We start from the raw sequence: 17,061 nt of genomic DNA, 5'->3' as shown, positions 1-17,061 counted from the left end.
ACATCAATAAATTCTTAAATTGACTAAAAAATTAGTTGGCTATGAAAACACTCAAACTTTATTTGGCGTTACCCTGTGCGTTGCTAATGCAAGGTGCTTTTGCGCAAACGACAGATCATCTTAAGCTATCAGACGAAACGCCATCTGCAGGGCAGAAGGTTAGTTTTACCTACAACCCCTCGGGTACTCCGCTCGACGGAAAACAAAATATACAGGCCGCCGTATATTTTTTAGATAATAAAAAGAATAACGCTGCAGACGTTAGCCTGACTAAAGCCGGGACCGAATTAAAAGGCGAGTTTACCGTGCCGGCAGATACAAAAACATTGTTTTTTAAGCTCAGCAGCGGCGACGCTATTGATGATAATGTTGAAAAAGGATACGTGTATATGGTTTACGACAGTAATAACAAACCGGTTGCAGGTGCTTACGCCATGAAAGCCTATACTTTAGGCAGCGGGATGGGTAATTACTTTACCAAGCTAAAAACCGACGCCCCAATGGCTATTGACCTGTATAAGAAAGAGTTTGAATTATACCCGCAAAGCGAACAGGACTACGGCCTGAACTATATGGCAATGATTGCCGGCATGAAAGACCCGGCAAGCCAGGACCTGGTTAAGAATAAATTGGCAGCATGGTCAAATAGCGGCAAGGAAAAAGATATGATGATGGCTTCGAGCCTTTACAGCATGCTCAGGAAAAAAAGTTCGGCCGACTCATTGACCGCTGTTATTACTGCGAAATTTCCGAACGGAGAAGCTGCCCAAAATGCGGCGCGGATGGCGATTAATGAAGAACGGGATGCGGTAAAAAAGGAAACGCTTTATAATGCTTACCTGGCCAAGTATCCTGAGAACGATAAAAGCGCTGCAATACTTGACAACATAAGGTCACAAATCGCATCTGCGTATCTAAACGCAAATAATACCGCAAAATATAACGAGTGGGCGGCAAAGGTTAAAAATAAGGCGCCGTTGGCTATGGCACTGAATAATGTTGCCTGGAACATGGCCGAAAAAGGCGAGCACCTGGACGAAGCCGCGGCATTTTCAAAACAATCTTTAGATATTTTAGACGCAGACCTGAAAAACGGCGGCAGCGGTATGTATATGACCCCCAAGCAAATGAGCGATAATAACCGCGCAACCTACCGGAACAATGCCGATACCTACGCCTTCATTTTATACAAACAGGGCAAATTCCCCGAAGCGTTAAAATATCAGAGCGCGGTATATGATGGGATGGCCTACCAGGATGCTGAAATTAATGAGCATTACGCCATGATACTAAACGCAAACGGCCAATACGCCAAAGCCAAAGAAGTTGCCGAAAAATCTATTGTTGCCGGCAAAAGCTCAGAAGGTTTGAAAAATCAATTAGCCACGGCTTACGCTAAAGTAAAAGGAAGTGACGCCGGCTATGCCGATTATTTGGCCGGATTGGATAAGCAAAAATCGGCTATTGCAAGAGAAAAACTGGCCAAGCAAATGATCAATACGCCTGCACCGGCCTTTGCGTTAAAGGATTTTGATGGGAAAGAGGTGTCGCTGGCAAGCCTTAAAGGCAAAGTAGTGGTTGTGGATTTTTGGGCAACCTGGTGCGGGCCTTGTAAAGCATCGTTCCCGGGTATGCAAATGGCGGTTAACAAATTTAAAGACAACCCCAATGTGAAGTTCCTGTTTATTGATACCTGGGAAAACGGCGATAATTATCTGCCCGGAGTTAAAAAGTTCATTGCCGATAACAACTACACCTTCCACGTGTTGATAGACGAAAAGAACGAGCAGGGCCGCCAGGCCAAAGTGGTAACTCAGTTTAATGTAAGCGGCATACCTACCAAATTTGTAATTGACAAAGACGGCAACATCCGCTTTAAATACGTGGGTTATTCGGGCTCATCCGAGGCGGTACTGGACGAGGTTACAGACATGGTTGAGATGACAACCGACCCAGAGGCGGTTGCCAGCGCGCCAAAAGTATCTATGGTGAAATAATAGAATTTATTATAAGACGTGAAGGCCCTTCCTCGTAAGAAGGGCCTTTTTTTTATGCCCGTTACTTATTGATAACCGTTGCCTTTATTTCATCCTTATTTATAAAACCGATATACCGGGAATCGGCCGCGTTGTGCCTGTCATCACCAAGTACAAAATAGCTGTCAGTGGGTATTTTTACCGGCCCAAAGTTATCTTCGTTATAATGTGTGCCCGGGTATGCCTTCGAGATCATTTCATTAACAGAATCTTTTGCTGTGACCCGCCGCTGCAGGTTCAGCTTAAGTTCGCGCAGATCATTTTTAGATATAGCAACGCTGGCGGTGCTGTCATTTACTGTATACAGATCATGGCCATTAAGGGTTAAGTAACCTATAATGCTATTCAGTGTTGCCTTATTTATCAGGTATTCGTTCCACACCCCAGGCTCGTCTACCGGTTTGCCGTTCCTATATACAATACCGGTCCTTATTTCGATCACGTCATTAGGCAAGCCAATGCACCTGAATATGGATAGCGGAACGCCCGGCTTTTGGAAACACAAAAAATTGTTTAGGCCCGGGTCTGCAAACCGCGACGCGTAGATAACATCACCGGGTTTAATAGCGGGTTTATTGGCATCGGTGGGTACCTTGTATACAGCAAACAGGTAAGTAACCTTTAATAAATACCATAAACATACCAGTACAACAGCTATAACCACTGTAATAGCCAGTAATTTTTTCATGCCCTTAATTTAACAAATTCCCGTAATGCAGAATCAGGGTTTTATTAAAAGTTTGGCTTTAACACATACTTGTCGTAAAAACGGAAGATATGTTCGGCGGCTTCTTCGGCGGTATCTACTACACGGTAAAGGTTAAGGTCCTCCGCGCTGATGTTATGTTCTTCTTTAAGCATACGTTCTTCAACCCATTTAAACAGGCCGCTCCAATAGTCAACGCCCACAAAAACTATCGGGAACCGGGCTATCTTGCCGGTTTGTATCAGTGTTATCGCTTCAAATGATTCGTCCATGGTGCCAAATCCACCCGGTAACACAATGAAGCCTTGCGAATACTTCATGAACATTACCTTACGGATAAAGAAGTAGTCAAATTCCAGGATCTTATCCCTGTCGATATATTTGTTATGAAACTGTTCAAAAGGCAGCTCGATATTTAACCCTACAGATTTACCGCCGGCCTCGTAGGCGCCTTTGTTGGCCGCTTCCATGATACCGGGGCCGCCACCTGATATAACACCGTAGCCGCGCTCGGTAAGTAAACGGGCCGTATCTTCGGCAAGTTTGTAGTAAGGGTTATCGGTTTTGGTACGTGCCGACCCAAAAATAGATACACAGGGGCCTATCTTGGCCAGTTTCTCAAAGCCGTCAACAAATTCGGCCATAATTTTAAATATTTGCCAGGAATCGGTTACCTTAATTTCCTGCCAGTTTTTGTTCTCAAATGCTTGTCTTATTTTTTCTTCACCAGTCATGATAGTAGATTAGTCCGAAAGTCCGAAAAGTCGGTAAGTCCGGTAGTATGATAGATATTACAATAAATTTTCCTTAAGGTTTTACAAGGTGCCTTTATGCTGCTTTCGCACTTATGGTCTTCCCGACTTTTGCATGCGAGGTGAGCCAGAGGCCAATAAAGGTAATGAGCCCGTTTACGATGATCAGTTCGTTATCAAATACATAACCGCCCAAAAGGTTTTTTGATTCGGTACTCAGGAAGTAACACACCGCCGGGGATATAAGGCAAATAAATGGCACCAGCTTGTCTGTAACCTGCCTGCGGCTCATAAACAACCCAAAGCTGTATAACCCCAGCAACGGCCCATAGGTGTACGAGGCGACCTTGAAAATAGCCGTTACCACCGCATCGTTATTTAAAGCGTTAAACAGGATAATAGTCAGGAACATTAACCCCGAGAATGCCACATGCACATAATGGCGTACGTTCACCATTTTTTTACTGTTGGTATCACCACGCTTGTTAAAGTTTAAAAAGTCGACACAAAAGGAGGTAGTTAGCGCTGTTAGTGCCGAATCGGTTGTGGCAAATGTAGCGGCGGTTAAACCAAGCATGAAAACCATAGCCGGTATAATGCCCAGGTATTTTAGCGCGATAGTAGGGTACAGGTAATCGGTTTTTTCTACCGAGATGCCGTTGCGCTGGGCATACAGGTAAAGCAAAGCGCCTACGCTTAAAAAAAAGATATTGATAACCACAAACACGCCTGTAAAACTGAACATGTTTTTTTGTGCCTCTTTAATGTTTTTAAGGCTCAGGTTTTTCTGCATCAGGTCCTGGTCAAGGCCGGTCATGCCTACGGTAATAAACAACCCGCCTAAAAACTCTTTGCTAAAATGGAAGTGGCTGCTTAGGAAATCGTTAAAGAAAAATATTTTAGAATAGCTGCTGTTTTTTATCGCGTCTGCAGCTTCAAACAGGCTGTAGTCCAGGCTGCGGCAAATAAAGTAAATAGACAGGAATACGGACGATACCAGGAAAAGGGTTTGCAGACTATCGGTTATGATAATGGTTTTTAAGCCGCCTTTGAACGTATAAGACCAGATAAGCACCAAACATATCAATACAGTAGCTGCGAAAGGCACGCCGTAGCTATCGAAGATGAACTTTTGTAACACAATTACCACCAGGTAAAGCCTGAACGCCGAGCCGATGGTGCGGCTCAACAAAAATATGCCTGCCGCGGTTTTATAGCTCCAGGTACCTAAAGTATGCTCTATGTAGCTGTAAATTGATGTGAGCTTCATTCGGTAGTATAGCGGAAGCAATACCGTGGCGATAACAATAAACCCTGCCGCATTGCCAAGCACAAACTGAAAATATGCAAATTGGTCGCCACTTGGGGCGCCAACTTTGCCGGGTACCGATATAAACGTTACACCGCTAAGTGCGGTTCCTATCATCCCAAACGCTACCAGGTACCATTTAGAGTTGCGGTTGGCCACAAAAAAAGTGTCGTTATCAGACGATTTCCTGGAGGTGAGGTAAGAAATCACCATTAACACCAAAAAGTAGCCTATTATAAACGAAAGTAGTATTCCGGGAGACATAATTTAGTTTTTACAGGTATCAAACAAACCGCTCTAAAGTAGAGGTTAGTTATCAGCAAAACAAAATTATTTGGTTGTATAAGTTTATTACCCCGACGGACCAACAGATATATAAATCAACAACGGTTAAGTTGCACGCTATGTCCTTGCTATCTGAGTGAAAAAACTCTGCCCACCCGGTGGTAAAAACATTAATAAACAATACTTTTGCAGTATATGGCTAACACCACCGCTTCGATGAACCGTTTAAACCAGCTTTTTGAAACAAAAAAAGAACACCTGCTTTCGATTTATTTTACCGCCGGTTACCCGCAACTGAACACAACGGTTGATATTGCGGAAGCATTGGAAAAAGCCGGTGCGGATTTCCTGGAAATAGGCTTTCCTTATTCAGACCCTGTTGCCGACGGGCCTACCATTCAGCACAGCTCGCAAACGGCGTTAGATAACGGCATGAATTTGAATGTGTTGTTTGAGCAGCTAAAACAACTGCGCAGCCGCGTAACCATCCCGGTTTTGTTAATGGGTTATGTTAACCCCATTGTGCAATACGGCGTTGAACGGTTTTGCAAAGCCGCAGCCGAAGCAGGGGTAGACGGTATAATAGTGCCAGACCTGCCGATGTACGAGTACGAAATGCTTTACAGCAACCACTTTGAAGACAACGGGCTGAGCAACATCTTCCTGGTAACGCCGCAAACATCGGCAGAGCGGATACGCAAGATAGATGAATTGAGTAACAGCTTTATTTATTTACTTTCGTCATCATCTATAACCGGCGGCAACCTGCAGCTTACTGATAGCATTGAAGGGTATTACAGCCGCATTAAGGCGATGGAACTGAGGAATCCGACCATTATCGGTTTTGGCATCTCAGATAACAGATCGTTCAGTAAAGCCTGCGAATATGCAAACGGGGCCATTGTAGGCAGCGCTTTTGTAAAATTGCTGGGGCAGGATGGTTACATGCAGAAGATCCCGGCGTTTATAAGCAGCATTAAATCTTAAAATGTTTATTGTAGAGACGCGATACTTCGCGTCTTTAATTGAATATTCTAAAAAAGACGCAAAATATTGCTACGTTGTGTGTCCGGTTCTGTTTTTAATCTGAAGCAGAACAACGTAACCTATTGTTGCTGCCAACAACGAGGTAATTAATATGGTAAACTTAGCCTGACCTTGCAGCCCGGCATCTGTAAACGACAGCAGCGCAATAAATATCGACATAGTGAAGCCTATCCCCGCCAGTTGGCCAATACCCCACACCTGCGCCCATTTTACGCCTTCGGCAAGTTTTGATAGTTTGAGCTTTACAGCCAGCCAGCTAAATAATGTGATGCCTATTGGCTTGCCTAACAGCAAACCAAAAAGTATCCCTACCGATAGCGGGTTGACGATGTTACCGATAGACAGGCTTTCCGTAATGTTGATGTTTGAATTTGCTAACGCGAATATGGGAATGATGATAAAATTCACCGGGTTTTCGAGCAGGTGGATGAGTTTTTTTAGGGGTGAGTAATTCCGTTTTATATTATGCGGGATAGCCATTGCTGTAAGCACCCCTGCAACAGTAGCGTGTATACCGCTATGATGGATAAAATACCACATAAACGCACCGGGTATAAGATATGCCGCTATGTAACGCACATTAAAGCGGTTAAATAGCAGCTGCGTTATAAACATCGCTAACGCTAACAGCAGATAGGTGGTGTGCAGTCCTGCCGAATAAAATAAAGCGATGACCAGTATAGCCCCCAGGTCGTCGACTATAGCTAGTGCTTTTATAAATACCTGTAAGGACTGCGGTACGCGTGATTTTATAACGCTGATAATTGCCACTACAAAGGCTATATCAGTAGCCATAGGGATACCCCAGCCGGCGGCTGTTGCCGTGTTAACGTTTACAAGTGCATAGATGCCGGCTGGTACAATCATGCCGCCAATGGCTGCAAACACGGGTAGTGTGGCCGAATGCCTGTCGGATAATTCGCCGTTTAAAACTTCGTCTTTTATCTCCAGCCCAACCAGCAAAAAAAATATGGCCATTAATCCATCGTTTATCCAGGCCAATGAGGTGTAGGGGCCAAGTTGAATGCTAAGCAAATTGCTGAAGCTATGGTTAAAACCGGTGTTGGCAATTACGAGCGATAAAATTACACAGGCAATAAGAATAGCACCACCTGTGGCGTAAGAGCGTATAAATTCGGCAAATTGTTTAAGGTTACTGATCAAAATGTATTGAGTAGATTACAATGTAATGCGGCAAATATAAGATTATAAATATTCTTGCAGGTTACCTTTGCCTTCGCGGATAACTTCAAACTCGCCCGATGTGCAGTCTATCACCGTCGAGGGTACGTTGTCGCCATAGCCGCCATCAATAACAAGGTCTACCATATCCTCGTACTTTTCATGTATCAGTTCAGGGTCGGTAGAATATTCAATGATATCATCTTCATCATGAATGGATGTGGATAGGATAGGGTTGCCCAATGCCTTCACAATTTCGCGGGCAATGTTGTTGTCAGGCACACGTATACCTACCGTTTTTTTATTGCTGCTTAAAAGCTTTGGCACTGCGTGGCTTGCGTTAAATATAAAAGTGAACGGACCCGGCAGCGCTTTTTTCAACACCCTGAAGGTTGCGTTATCAATGGGTTTTATATAATCTGATATGTGGCTAAGGTCATAACAGATAAATGAGAAGTTTGCTTTTTCGGGTTTGATGTTCCTGATCTTACAGATTCGCTCAATAGCCTTTTGATTGGTAATATCGCACCCAAGCCCATACACGGTGTCGGTGGGATAGATGATGATGCCTCCTTTGCGCAATACATCAACGGCCTGTTCAATTGCTTTTTCGTTTGGATTTTCCGGGTAGATCTTGATCAACATAAGTGTAAAGCAAATATAACAGACAAATAGTTTTAAAAAGAAAAAGCCACCCGTTTAAACGAATGGCTTTTTTCACGATGTCAGTAACTAATCTCTGATCAACCAATTATTGATAACTAATTTATGCTTGCTTAGCAAACTGAACGTTTGCTATCAGCTTAATATCTTCGCCAACTACAATAGAACCTGCTTCGGTTACGCCGTCCCAGGTAAGGCCGAACTCTTTGCGGTTTATTTTGCCGCTTACTTCAAAACCCGCTTTGGTATTACCGTAAAAGTCACCTGCTATGCCACCATGCTCAACATTAAGTGTTATAGGTTTAGTCACATCCTTTATGGTCACAAGTCCGTTCAATTTATAATCATCACCATCTTTGGTAAACGATGTAGATTTAAAGGTAATTTTAGGATGGGTAGCCGCATCAAAAAAGTCTGCGCTTTTCAAGTGCTCATCGCGTTGCGATTGAGTGGTGTCAATACTATCCACATCTAACGAAAACTCAACTTTAGCATCTGTAAAGTCCTCGTTATCGGTTTCTAACGAACCCTCAAAGGTTTTAAAAGAGCCGGTTACGGTAGATATTACAAGGTGTTTTACCTTAAATTGTACTTCTGAGTGCGTTGGGTCTAATACCCATTTAGTTGTTGCCATGATGTTTAGTTTTTGTTTTTTCTTGATTATAACACAAATATAATAATATATGTTTAAACATGTATTATTATATGGAAGTATTACAATTTACAGACATATAGAGATTTAACGACTAAAATAGGGGATTGTTTGTCATGCATAAGAAATATAAGTGCAGCAAAAAGGGGCCATTTGGCCCCCTTATATATTACAGTTAATTGATTAATTAAACAAGCGCTGACCAGCTATAACGCTAAAACCTCTTTAACGCGGTCGGCAGCTTCTTTCAGCAAAATAGCCGAATAAACCTGCAGGCCCGAATTATCGATAAGTTCCTTTGCTTCTTTGGCATTGGTACCCTGTAAGCGTACAATAATGGGAACCGGGATATTGCCTATCTCTTTATAAGCATCAATTACGCCTTGTGCAACACGATCGCAGCGTACAATGCCGCCAAATATATTGATCAGAATAGCCTTAACATTAGGGTCTGAAAGGATAATGTTAAAACCGGCTTTCACTGTCTGCGCGTTGGCGGTACCACCCACGTCAAGGAAGTTGGCAGGTTCGCCGCCTGCAAGTTTAATAATATCCATGGTTGCCATTGCCAAACCGGCACCGTTAACCATACAGCCTACGTTACCATCAAGTTTTACATAATTAAGGTTGCTTTTGCTTGCTTCAACCTCGGTAGGGTCTTCTTCGTCGGTATCGCGCAGGGCAGCGTAATCCGGGTGGCGGAACAACGCGTTATCATCAAGATTAACCTTGGCATCAACCGCTAATATTTTATTATCTGATGTTTTTAGTACGGGGTTGATTTCAAATTGAGAGGAGTCGGTAGCGTCATATGCTTTGTATAAAGCAGTGACAAATTTTACCATATCCTTAAACGCGTCGCCTGACAGGCCCAGGTTAAACGCAATTTTACGCGCCTGGAAACCTTGTAAACCAACCTTAGGGTCAATTTCTTCTTTATGGATAAGTTCCGGGGTAGAGTGCGCCACTTCTTCTATATCCATACCGCCTTCGGTGCTGTACATAATGATATTCCGTCCCTTAGCACGGTCGAGCAGTACGCTAATATAAAACTCTTTTGTTTCGCTTTCGCCCGGATAATAAACATCCTGTGCAACCAAAACTTTCTTTACCAATTTACCTTCGGGGCCGGTTTGTGGTGTAACCAGTTGCATGCCAATGATTTTGCCTGCAATTTCTTTAACCTGTTCGGCATTCTTGGCCAGCTTAACACCACCGCCTTTACCGCGGCCACCTGCGTGTATCTGTGCTTTTATTACTGTCCAGTCCGACCCAAAGTCTTCCTTCATTTTCTGAGCGGCAGCAACAGCCTCTTCAGGTGTATCTGCAACTATGCCCTCCTGTACTCGTACGCCAAAGCTTTTTAAAATCGCTTTGCCCTGATATTCGTGAATGTTCATGTATTTGAAGAATTTGCGGTAAAGCTACTATTTTGTTTTTAGAGATAAGAGGTCGGAGATTAGAGATTTGTAATATTTATCTCCATTATATTGTAATAATATCAGCGACGATCTTTCTAAATATCTGTTAAAATAATCACCTGATCTCTGATTAACTAATCTCTAATCACTAAATTCGCCCATGCTTAAAGCGCAATCTATAAATAAATCATACGGCAAACTTCATATCCTTAAAGGCGTTGATCTGGAAGTTAAGCGCGGCGAAATTGTGACCATAGTAGGCGCGTCAGGCGCGGGCAAAAGCTCCTTGCTTAATATACTGGGGACTTTGGACAGCCCCGATTCGGGGCGGATATTTATCGATAACGTTGAAGTCAGTAAGCTCAATAATAAAAACTTAAGCGCTTTTCGCAACAAAAAGATAGGTTTTATATTCCAGTTTCATCATTTACTGGTAGAGTTTAACGCGCTCGAGAACGTTTGCATCCCGGCTTTTATTGCGGGCGTGTCGCGCGCCGATGCCGAAAAAAAAGCGACTGAACTATTACAGATGCTTGGCCTGGGCGACAGGATACATCACAAACCAGCCGAACTATCCGGCGGCGAGCAGCAGCGTGTGGCGGTAGCGCGGGCGCTGATTAACGATCCGGCGCTGATATTTGCCGACGAACCCTCAGGTAACCTCGATTCTAAAAACGCGCTTGAACTGCACGAGTTGTTTATTAAGTTGCGCAACGATTTTAACCAAACCTTTATCATTGTAACCCATAACCAGGACCTGTCTGACATGAGCGACCGCACCATATTAATGAAAGACGGGTTAATTGTAAATAATTTATAAGTGAAGATACTTGTTACCTCCGCTACATCGGCTGCGGCGCATAAGCTTAAAGGCAGCCTGCCCAATGACGAAGTTGTATTAGGCGATTTCAACGAGTTACCGGCATTTATGCAGATGCTTAAACTGCCAAACCCCGCCACAGATACTTACGCGCACGAAATGCTGACGCTTTGCCTTGATAACGGTTTCGACGCTGTTTACTTGTTAAACCCACAGGAAGCAGCCGTGCTGTTATTATCAGAACAACTGTTTAAAGAATATAACATAGATATTATAAATGGCAGCCTTAACGTATAACGACATAGACCCGCGCAAAAAGGCGTTTATTTTTGAACTTGACGATGTATTGTACCCGGCTAAAGATTATTACTACCAGATTTACTACCTGTTTGCCAACCTGTTGGAGTACACCGAATTAAATAGCGCTGCCACGACAACCGAGTTAATGATAAATACGTATAATGAAAAGGGGGAGGGGGAAGTGTTTGATGAAATTGCCGCAAGGTTAAATATAGATAAGAAGTACAGAAAAAACCTGGAGATAATGCTGCTAACATCGCGCTTGCCGCTAAAATTGTTGCTTTATAAAAATATGCTTAGCTTTATGCAGGAAGTGGTTTTAGACCGTAAAAAACTTTTTATAGTTACAAACGGCGCCGCGCAGCAACAGCTTAACAAGCTCAGGCAAATTGAATGGCATGGTTTAGAACCGTATTTAACATGCTATTTTACTGAAGAAAGCGTGCCTAAACCCGAACCGGACGTATTACATTTATTGATGAAAGAGCATAATTTGGAACGACGCGACCTGATAATGATAGAAGGTTCAGAGACAGACAGGTTATGTGCCGAAGCCTGCGGGATTGATTACGTAAACGTTAGCGAAATAATAAATTAAACTAATATAATATATAAATAATAACTTCGTTAATAAAACACAAACTAATAATTTAAACTGTGAAGAAAATATTTTACTTATTTATAATTGTTTTGGTAACAATTATCACATCTTGTTCAAAAGATAAGAAGATCACTCCGGGTGGCGATGGCGGCGGCGATAACACTGATGGCCCATCTAAAACAGGTTCTACGCTCGACCTGATCAAAGATTCCGTATTTTTGTATGCCCAGCAAACCTATTACTGGAACACCTCGCTGCCTACTTACGCGGCTTTCAAACCACGTTCTTTTAGCGGCACAAGCGATCTGGATGCTTTGCAAACAGAAATTGACGCGATGACTCAATACAGCAAAAACCCCGAAACCGGTAAACCGTACGAATATTACACACCTGCACCTGGTTACGCCAAATACTCATTTATTGACGATGGCAGCGTATCAGGCGAGTTAGGCGGCGTAAAAGGTGATTTTGGCTTTGCGCCGGTATGGATAAGCGAGGATGACATCAGGGTTAAGTATGTTTACCCGGGCTCTCCGGCCGATGTGAAAGGGTTAAAGAGAGGCTACCAGATTGTGGGCATAAACGGCCGCACAGGTTCGGGCCTTACTTATGATAACGGAACTAATGTTGACTTCCTTATCAAGGCTTACAGCCAGTCTAACGACATTACCCTTACCTTAAAAAAACCTGATGGCACTACCTTTACGGCAGCCATGTCAACCGGCAGTTACACGGTGAACCCTGTTTTGGCTACAAAAGTTATTGATGCGGGCGGCGGTAAAAAAGTAGGTTATATCGCCTTTAACAGTTTTACAGCCGACGCGAATGCTGTACCAAGGCTTAACACTGCTTTTAACACCTTTGCCGGTAGTAACATAACCGACCTTGTTGTTGACCTGCGTTATAACGGCGGCGGCTACGTGTCGACTGCCGAATATTTAAGCAACTTAATTGCACCTGCAAGTGCCGACGGGTCGGTGATGTTCAGCTATAATTTTAACCAGATGATGACTGAGGGCAAGGCCACCATCCTTAAAAATCAGAAACGTAAGGACGATAACGGCCAAACGTACAGCTATTTCGACATTAACTATACACCAAGCGCTAATACGATACGCTTTTCGAAAGCAGATGTGCCCGCTACCCTTAATCTAAGCCACGTATTTTTTATAGTAACCGGCTCTACAGCATCAGCCAGCGAGCTTACCATCAACAATTTAATACCAAAAATGGATGTAAAGCTAATAGGTACAACTTCATATGGTAAACCGGTGGGTTTCTTTGATATCGATATCAATAAATATCAAATGTACATACCGCAATTTGAAACAAAGAATGCCAATGGTAACGGCGGTTACTACGCCGGTATGAAACCGGGAAGTACTACTTATCCGGGCAAACTTGCAAATGATGATGTTACCAAAGATTTCGGCGACCCCGCGGAAGGGCTGTTTGCATACGCTATAAATTATGTTAAAAATGGCACCTTCGCCATATCAGGTACAAGAATACAAAGCGCTAACCAGCTTAAAACCTTTTCGGTTGATCAGTCCCGCGAGGTTGGTATTCAAGTTGAGGGCAAAAAATTCAGAGGGATGATACTTAATGATCCGAAGGCTAAAAAATAATTCGCCTGTTATCAGTCAAAGCCGGGAGTTTAAACTTCCGGCTTTTTTATTTAACAAATTTCCGTTTAATCTGCCAGTTCGCGCAGGTCTACAGGTACCACCCGCGATATCCCTTGCTCTACCATGGTAACACCGTAGATAATATCAGTACAGGCAATAGTGCGTTTGTTGTGAGATATAATAATGAATTGTGATTCTTTTGAGAACTTGCGGATAATGTTGTTGAACTTATCGATGTTGGTATCATCAAGCGGCGCATCAACCTCGTCAAAGATGCAGAAGGGGGCCGGCTTTAACAGATAAAGCGAGAATAGTATAGCGGTTGCCGTCAAGGTTTTTTCGCCGCCCGAAAGCTGGTTAATAGAAAGGGGGCGCTTACCCTTAGGCCGTGCAATAATATCAATCTCCGATTCGAGCGGAGCTTCGGGGTTGCTCAATATCAGGTCGCACGAGTCTTCTTCGTTAAACAGCGAACGAAACACCTTGATAAAGTTTTCGCGGACCATTATAAAGGCCGACATGAATTTTTCTTTAGCCGTATCATCAATTTCCTGTATGGTGGCAAGAAGCGAGGCTTTTGCTTCGGCAAGGTCTTTTTTCTGATCCTGTATAAAGGTGTGGCGCTCGCTCATTTCGTTATACGCTTCAACAGCCATTGGGTTTATAGCGCCAAAATCATCCAGTTGGCGTTTTAGCTTTTCGGTACGTTCGCGTATTTCTTCTTCGTCACCGGCTTCATTATTTTCCGCTTCAAGCAGGTCATTTATATCTACATTAAACTCTACCGATAGCCGCTCTTTAAGCGCGCTAAGCTCCAATCTTAAATTGTTGCGCTCATCTTTCAATTCGTTCTCAACAGCCTCGGTCTGGTCTTTTTTCTGCCGAAGCTTTGATACTTCATTCTCGCTTTCGGTAATACCGGCGCGCCAGGCGTAATATTCCTGCTCAGCTTCGGCGGTGCCTTTTTCAAGCGCTTCTTTCTGCTCATACATTTCAAGCAAGCTTTCGTCGCTGTCGCCGGTTTGCTGCAGGTTCTCCATGATCTGCGCTTTAACCTTTTCAAGTTCGGCACTGTTCTGCCGGATGCGTACTTCCAGGTGCTCCAGCTGCGTTTCGCGGTACTCAAGGTCTTTTACCAATCCCGAAACCTTATTTTGCTGCTGGTGAAAGCGGATGTTCTCCTGGTTGTAGATGTTAGATTGCACCGTAACCATTTCATTAAGCTCGTTAAAGGCCTGCTGTTTTTCCAGCAGCATATCGGCCTGTACCTGCTTTTGTGCCTTCAGATCTATCAATAACGGGCCCAGTGAAAGTATCTCGTTTTTTATACCGGCCACTTTATTGGCTATGTCCTGCTTACGGTTAAGACTGTTCTCAATAAAGGCCTGGTATTGTTCCTGTTTGGTTTTAACGGTGATAAGTTCGGTGTTAACCTGGTTTAGTTGGTATTGTTGCTCTCTTAGTTCGTTGGTTTTGTTTGATGCCTTTAAAGCTGCCAAACGGCTGTGCAATTCCTCACTTTTAGTTCTAAAGCTTTGTATGCGGCTCTCCGCTTGTTTGATCTCTTTCAGCAGGTTATCAAGGTTTTTAGCGCGACCTATACGCTTGCCCTCAAACAACCCAACCGAGCCGCCTGCCATGGTGTGTTTAGATTTTGTGAACTTACCGCTTTTACCAATAAGCACTACATCACCCGGTAATGGTATGTCGTTAATATCCTGTTCGGTATTATCGTTAATCAGGTAAACCTGTTTTAATAAATGGTTGCATAGCGGTTTGTAGCGCTCCTCAACCTCTACAACAGAAAGGGCAGGGATGGCTGCATCATCTACCAGTGTTTTATCGGCCTGCTTAGTGGCTTCGTAATTATCTAAAATAAAAAACTGCGCCCGGCCCTTTGCCGAATTACTTAACAGGTTAATAGCCGCAATGGCCTCGCTGTAAGTATTCACCACGTAATGGTTCATAAAAGGCTCCAGGTAGTTCTCGATAGCTATGCGGTATTCTTCCTTGCAAAATAAAATATCGCTGAACAGGGTCACGGTTTTAGCCCAATTGGTGTTCTTTTTTAAAAAACGGATACTCTCCGGGAACCCCTCCAGGTTATCAACCAAACTTTTTGTCAGGTTATATTCGTTTTGTTTGGCGTCCAGTTTACGGCCGTCGGCAGCAATACTGTCTATTACAGTTTTAAGCTCGGTTTCCGTTTCGGCTACCTGTTGCTGCAATTTGTTATCTGCCTCTACAGCCAGCTCATATTCGCTTTTTAGCGTTTCAACGCGGCTCTCCAGTTCGGCTACCACTTTATTAAAGTGCGATAGCTCGGCTTCCTTATTGGTGGTATCCTCCATATTGCGCTGGCTTTCCTGCTCAAGCGCCTGTTGTTGTATATTCAGGATATCGATGTCTTTTTCGGCCTTGTAAACCTGGTTTTGCAGGCGGCCGTTTATGCTGTTCAGCTCGTTCAGTTCATTACGCGCTTCGGTTTGCTGCGCGCGCAGCTCGTCAACAGCCTCTTTCATCTCTGCCAAGCGTTGGGTAATGATGTGCAGGTTTTCTTCTTCCTGCAGTTTTTCTTCGTTCAGCCGCTTTATATTATATTGTACGTGCTTAAACTGGTTATTATCACGCTCAAGTTCGTCCTTTAAACGGCTCTCTTTATCCTGGGCGTTCTTCAACTGCTCGTTCTTTACCCGTTTTTCGCTCTCGTAGGCACGTATCTTAGCCGTAAACTCGTTGCTGGCCTTTTGCTGGGCGGCAAGGTTCTTCTCTTTGGTAAGGCTATCCAGCTTGCTTTGCTGTAAAGCTGCTTCCAGCTTATCTATCTGCGTAGCGATCCCTGCCTTTTCTTCGCGCTGTATTTGTTCCTTCTCTTCAATTTCGGCAAGCGACCTGCTGAAATTTGCTATGCGGAACGATGCCAGCGCAATGCTCAGCGTTTTATACTGGTCGCGAAGCTTGTAGTAGCGCTCGGTTTTTTTAGCCTGGTTCTCAAGCGTTTTTAAGTTCTTCTCTATCTCAAACAGCAGGTCTTCAACGCGCTCCAGATCGGCTTCTGTATCTTTTAACTTACTGAAGGTTTGCTTTTTACGGAGTTTATATTTAGATATACCTGATGCTTCCTCAAACAGATTACGGCGCGATCCTTCCTTGTTGTTGATGATCTCGTCAATCATCTTTAACTCGATGATGGCGTACGAGTCGGCGCCTATTCCGGTATCAAGGAACAGGTCGGTAATATCCTTTAAGCGGCACTGTACATCGTTAAGACGGTACTCACTTTCGCCGGTGCGGTACAGCCTGCGCGTTAAGGTAACCTGCGAAAAATCGGTAGGAAGTACATTTTTGGTATTATCAAAGGTTAACGATACCTCGGCCAGGTTGGCTGCCTTGCGGCTTTTGGTGCCGTTAAAAATAATGTTATCCATTTTTTCGGACCGAAGCGCGCGGGTACTTTGCTCGCCCAATACCCAGCGTATCGAATCGACAACATTGCTTTTACCACAACCGTTTGGCCCAACAATAGCGGTAACACCCTCATTAAAATTAATGGTGATCTTATCTCCGAAACTCTTGAAACCCTTGATTTCTAACCTGGTAAGCTGCATTGATAGTGCGCGTCGTCTTGAAAAATTGAGTTCGGAAAATAAGAATTTTAG

The 17,061-nt window shown here is 43.6% G+C and carries 14 protein-coding genes; 6 read left to right on the top strand and 8 right to left on the bottom strand.

Features of this window, described 5'->3' with window-relative positions:
- The first annotated feature begins 41 nt into the window (after positions 1-41).
- A complete protein-coding gene (locus tag HDC91_RS03500) occupies positions 42-1,997 on the top strand; it encodes a TlpA disulfide reductase family protein (protein ID WP_183548488.1) in 1,956 nt (651 codons plus the stop codon).
- A 61-nt stretch (positions 1,998-2,058) separates the two neighbouring features.
- On the opposite strand, the gene lepB is transcribed toward HDC91_RS03500, so the two are convergent.
- The 3 genes from lepB to HDC91_RS03485 form a co-directional block, all read right to left on the bottom strand.
- Entirely contained in the window at positions 2,059-2,724 is a 666-nt protein-coding gene (lepB, locus tag HDC91_RS03495; protein WP_183548487.1) for a signal peptidase I, read from the bottom strand.
- Positions 2,725-2,768: 44 nt separating this feature from the next.
- On the bottom strand, positions 2,769-3,476 hold the full coding sequence (locus HDC91_RS03490) for a TIGR00730 family Rossman fold protein (RefSeq protein ID WP_183548486.1): 708 nt from the start codon (positions 3,474-3,476) through the stop codon (positions 2,769-2,771).
- Positions 3,477-3,570: 94 nt separating this feature from the next.
- Positions 3,571-5,067 carry a sodium:solute symporter gene (locus tag HDC91_RS03485; RefSeq protein ID WP_183548485.1) on the bottom strand — a complete coding sequence of 499 codons (1,497 nt, stop codon included), beginning with the start codon at positions 5,065-5,067 and terminating at the stop codon, positions 3,571-3,573.
- 237 nt (positions 5,068-5,304) lie between these two features.
- Between HDC91_RS03485 and trpA the strand changes: the two genes are divergently transcribed.
- The gene (gene trpA, locus HDC91_RS03480; RefSeq protein WP_183550882.1) at positions 5,305-6,075 is read left to right on the top strand and encodes a tryptophan synthase subunit alpha; all 771 of its coding nucleotides are present in this window, start codon (positions 5,305-5,307) and stop codon (positions 6,073-6,075) included.
- Between the two features lie 69 nt (positions 6,076-6,144).
- Here the strand turns inward: trpA and nhaA are convergent, their stop codons facing one another.
- The 4 genes from nhaA to sucC form a co-directional block, all read right to left on the bottom strand.
- Positions 6,145-7,299, bottom strand: coding sequence for a Na+/H+ antiporter NhaA (nhaA, locus tag HDC91_RS03475; RefSeq protein ID WP_221262097.1), 1,155 nt, complete (start codon positions 7,297-7,299; stop codon positions 6,145-6,147).
- 42 nt (positions 7,300-7,341) lie between these two features.
- Complete coding sequence (locus HDC91_RS03470; RefSeq protein ID WP_183548484.1) at positions 7,342-7,962, bottom strand: L-threonylcarbamoyladenylate synthase; 621 nt, start codon at positions 7,960-7,962, stop codon at positions 7,342-7,344.
- Positions 7,963-8,083: 121 nt separating this feature from the next.
- Positions 8,084-8,614: a YceI family protein gene (locus HDC91_RS03465; protein WP_183548483.1), complete on the bottom strand. Its 531-nt coding sequence runs from the start codon at positions 8,612-8,614 to the stop codon at positions 8,084-8,086.
- A 224-nt stretch (positions 8,615-8,838) separates the two neighbouring features.
- Complete coding sequence (sucC, locus tag HDC91_RS03460) at positions 8,839-10,032, bottom strand: ADP-forming succinate--CoA ligase subunit beta (protein ID WP_183548481.1); 1,194 nt, start codon at positions 10,030-10,032, stop codon at positions 8,839-8,841.
- 181 nt (positions 10,033-10,213) lie between these two features.
- On the opposite strand from sucC, the gene HDC91_RS03455 reads away from it, so the two are divergent.
- From HDC91_RS03455 to HDC91_RS20135, 4 genes are read left to right on the top strand one after another with little or no spacing between them, the layout of a single operon-like run.
- Positions 10,214-10,873 carry an ABC transporter ATP-binding protein gene (locus HDC91_RS03455; protein WP_183548479.1) on the top strand — a complete coding sequence of 220 codons (660 nt, stop codon included), beginning with the start codon at positions 10,214-10,216 and terminating at the stop codon, positions 10,871-10,873.
- Positions 10,874-11,170, top strand: a complete 297-nt coding sequence (locus HDC91_RS03450; protein WP_183548477.1) for a hypothetical protein — start codon at positions 10,874-10,876, stop codon at positions 11,168-11,170.
- Complete coding sequence (locus tag HDC91_RS03445) at positions 11,151-11,771, top strand: HAD family hydrolase (protein ID WP_183548475.1); 621 nt, start codon at positions 11,151-11,153, stop codon at positions 11,769-11,771. Before HDC91_RS03450 ends, HDC91_RS03445 begins: the two co-directional genes overlap by 20 nt.
- Before the next feature lie 59 nt (positions 11,772-11,830).
- Positions 11,831-13,402 (top strand): S41 family peptidase, encoded by a 1,572-nt coding sequence (locus tag HDC91_RS20135; protein WP_183548473.1) that lies wholly within the window; start codon positions 11,831-11,833, stop codon positions 13,400-13,402.
- 65 nt (positions 13,403-13,467) lie between these two features.
- Here HDC91_RS20135 and smc read toward each other — a convergent pair whose 3' ends face one another.
- Positions 13,468-17,010 carry a chromosome segregation protein SMC gene (smc, locus tag HDC91_RS03435; protein ID WP_183548471.1) on the bottom strand — a complete coding sequence of 1,181 codons (3,543 nt, stop codon included), beginning with the start codon at positions 17,008-17,010 and terminating at the stop codon, positions 13,468-13,470.
- Positions 17,011-17,061: the final 51 nt, after the last annotated feature.

The sequence above is a fragment of the Mucilaginibacter sp. AK015 genome (genome assembly GCF_014200785.1).
Classification (GTDB): Bacteria; Bacteroidota; Bacteroidia; order Sphingobacteriales; family Sphingobacteriaceae; genus Mucilaginibacter.
The sequence above is the reverse complement of the archived record's forward strand: the minus strand, read 5'-3'. Positions and strand labels throughout refer to the sequence as shown.

Coding starts and splice junctions, on each gene's coding strand:
- HDC91_RS03465 (WP_183548483.1), bottom strand. CDS start 8,614: ATGGCAACAACTAAATGGGTATTAGACCCAACGCACTCAGAAGTACAA.
- HDC91_RS03455 (WP_183548479.1), top strand. CDS start 10,214: ATGCTTAAAGCGCAATCTATAAATAAATCATACGGCAAACTTCATATC.
- HDC91_RS03445 (WP_183548475.1), top strand. CDS start 11,151: ATGGCAGCCTTAACGTATAACGACATAGACCCGCGCAAAAAGGCGTTT.
- HDC91_RS03490 (WP_183548486.1), bottom strand. CDS start 3,476: ATGACTGGTGAAGAAAAAATAAGACAAGCATTTGAGAACAAAAACTGG.
- HDC91_RS03470 (WP_183548484.1), bottom strand. CDS start 7,962: ATGTTGATCAAGATCTACCCGGAAAATCCAAACGAAAAAGCAATTGAA.
- sucC (WP_183548481.1), bottom strand. CDS start 10,032: ATGAACATTCACGAATATCAGGGCAAAGCGATTTTAAAAAGCTTTGGC.
- HDC91_RS03485 (WP_183548485.1), bottom strand. CDS start 5,067: ATGTCTCCCGGAATACTACTTTCGTTTATAATAGGCTACTTTTTGGTG.
- HDC91_RS03500 (WP_183548488.1), top strand. CDS start 42: ATGAAAACACTCAAACTTTATTTGGCGTTACCCTGTGCGTTGCTAATG.
- smc (WP_183548471.1), bottom strand. CDS start 17,010: ATGCAGCTTACCAGGTTAGAAATCAAGGGTTTCAAGAGTTTCGGAGAT.
- lepB (WP_183548487.1), bottom strand. CDS start 2,724: ATGAAAAAATTACTGGCTATTACAGTGGTTATAGCTGTTGTACTGGTA.
- trpA (WP_183550882.1), top strand. CDS start 5,305: ATGAACCGTTTAAACCAGCTTTTTGAAACAAAAAAAGAACACCTGCTT.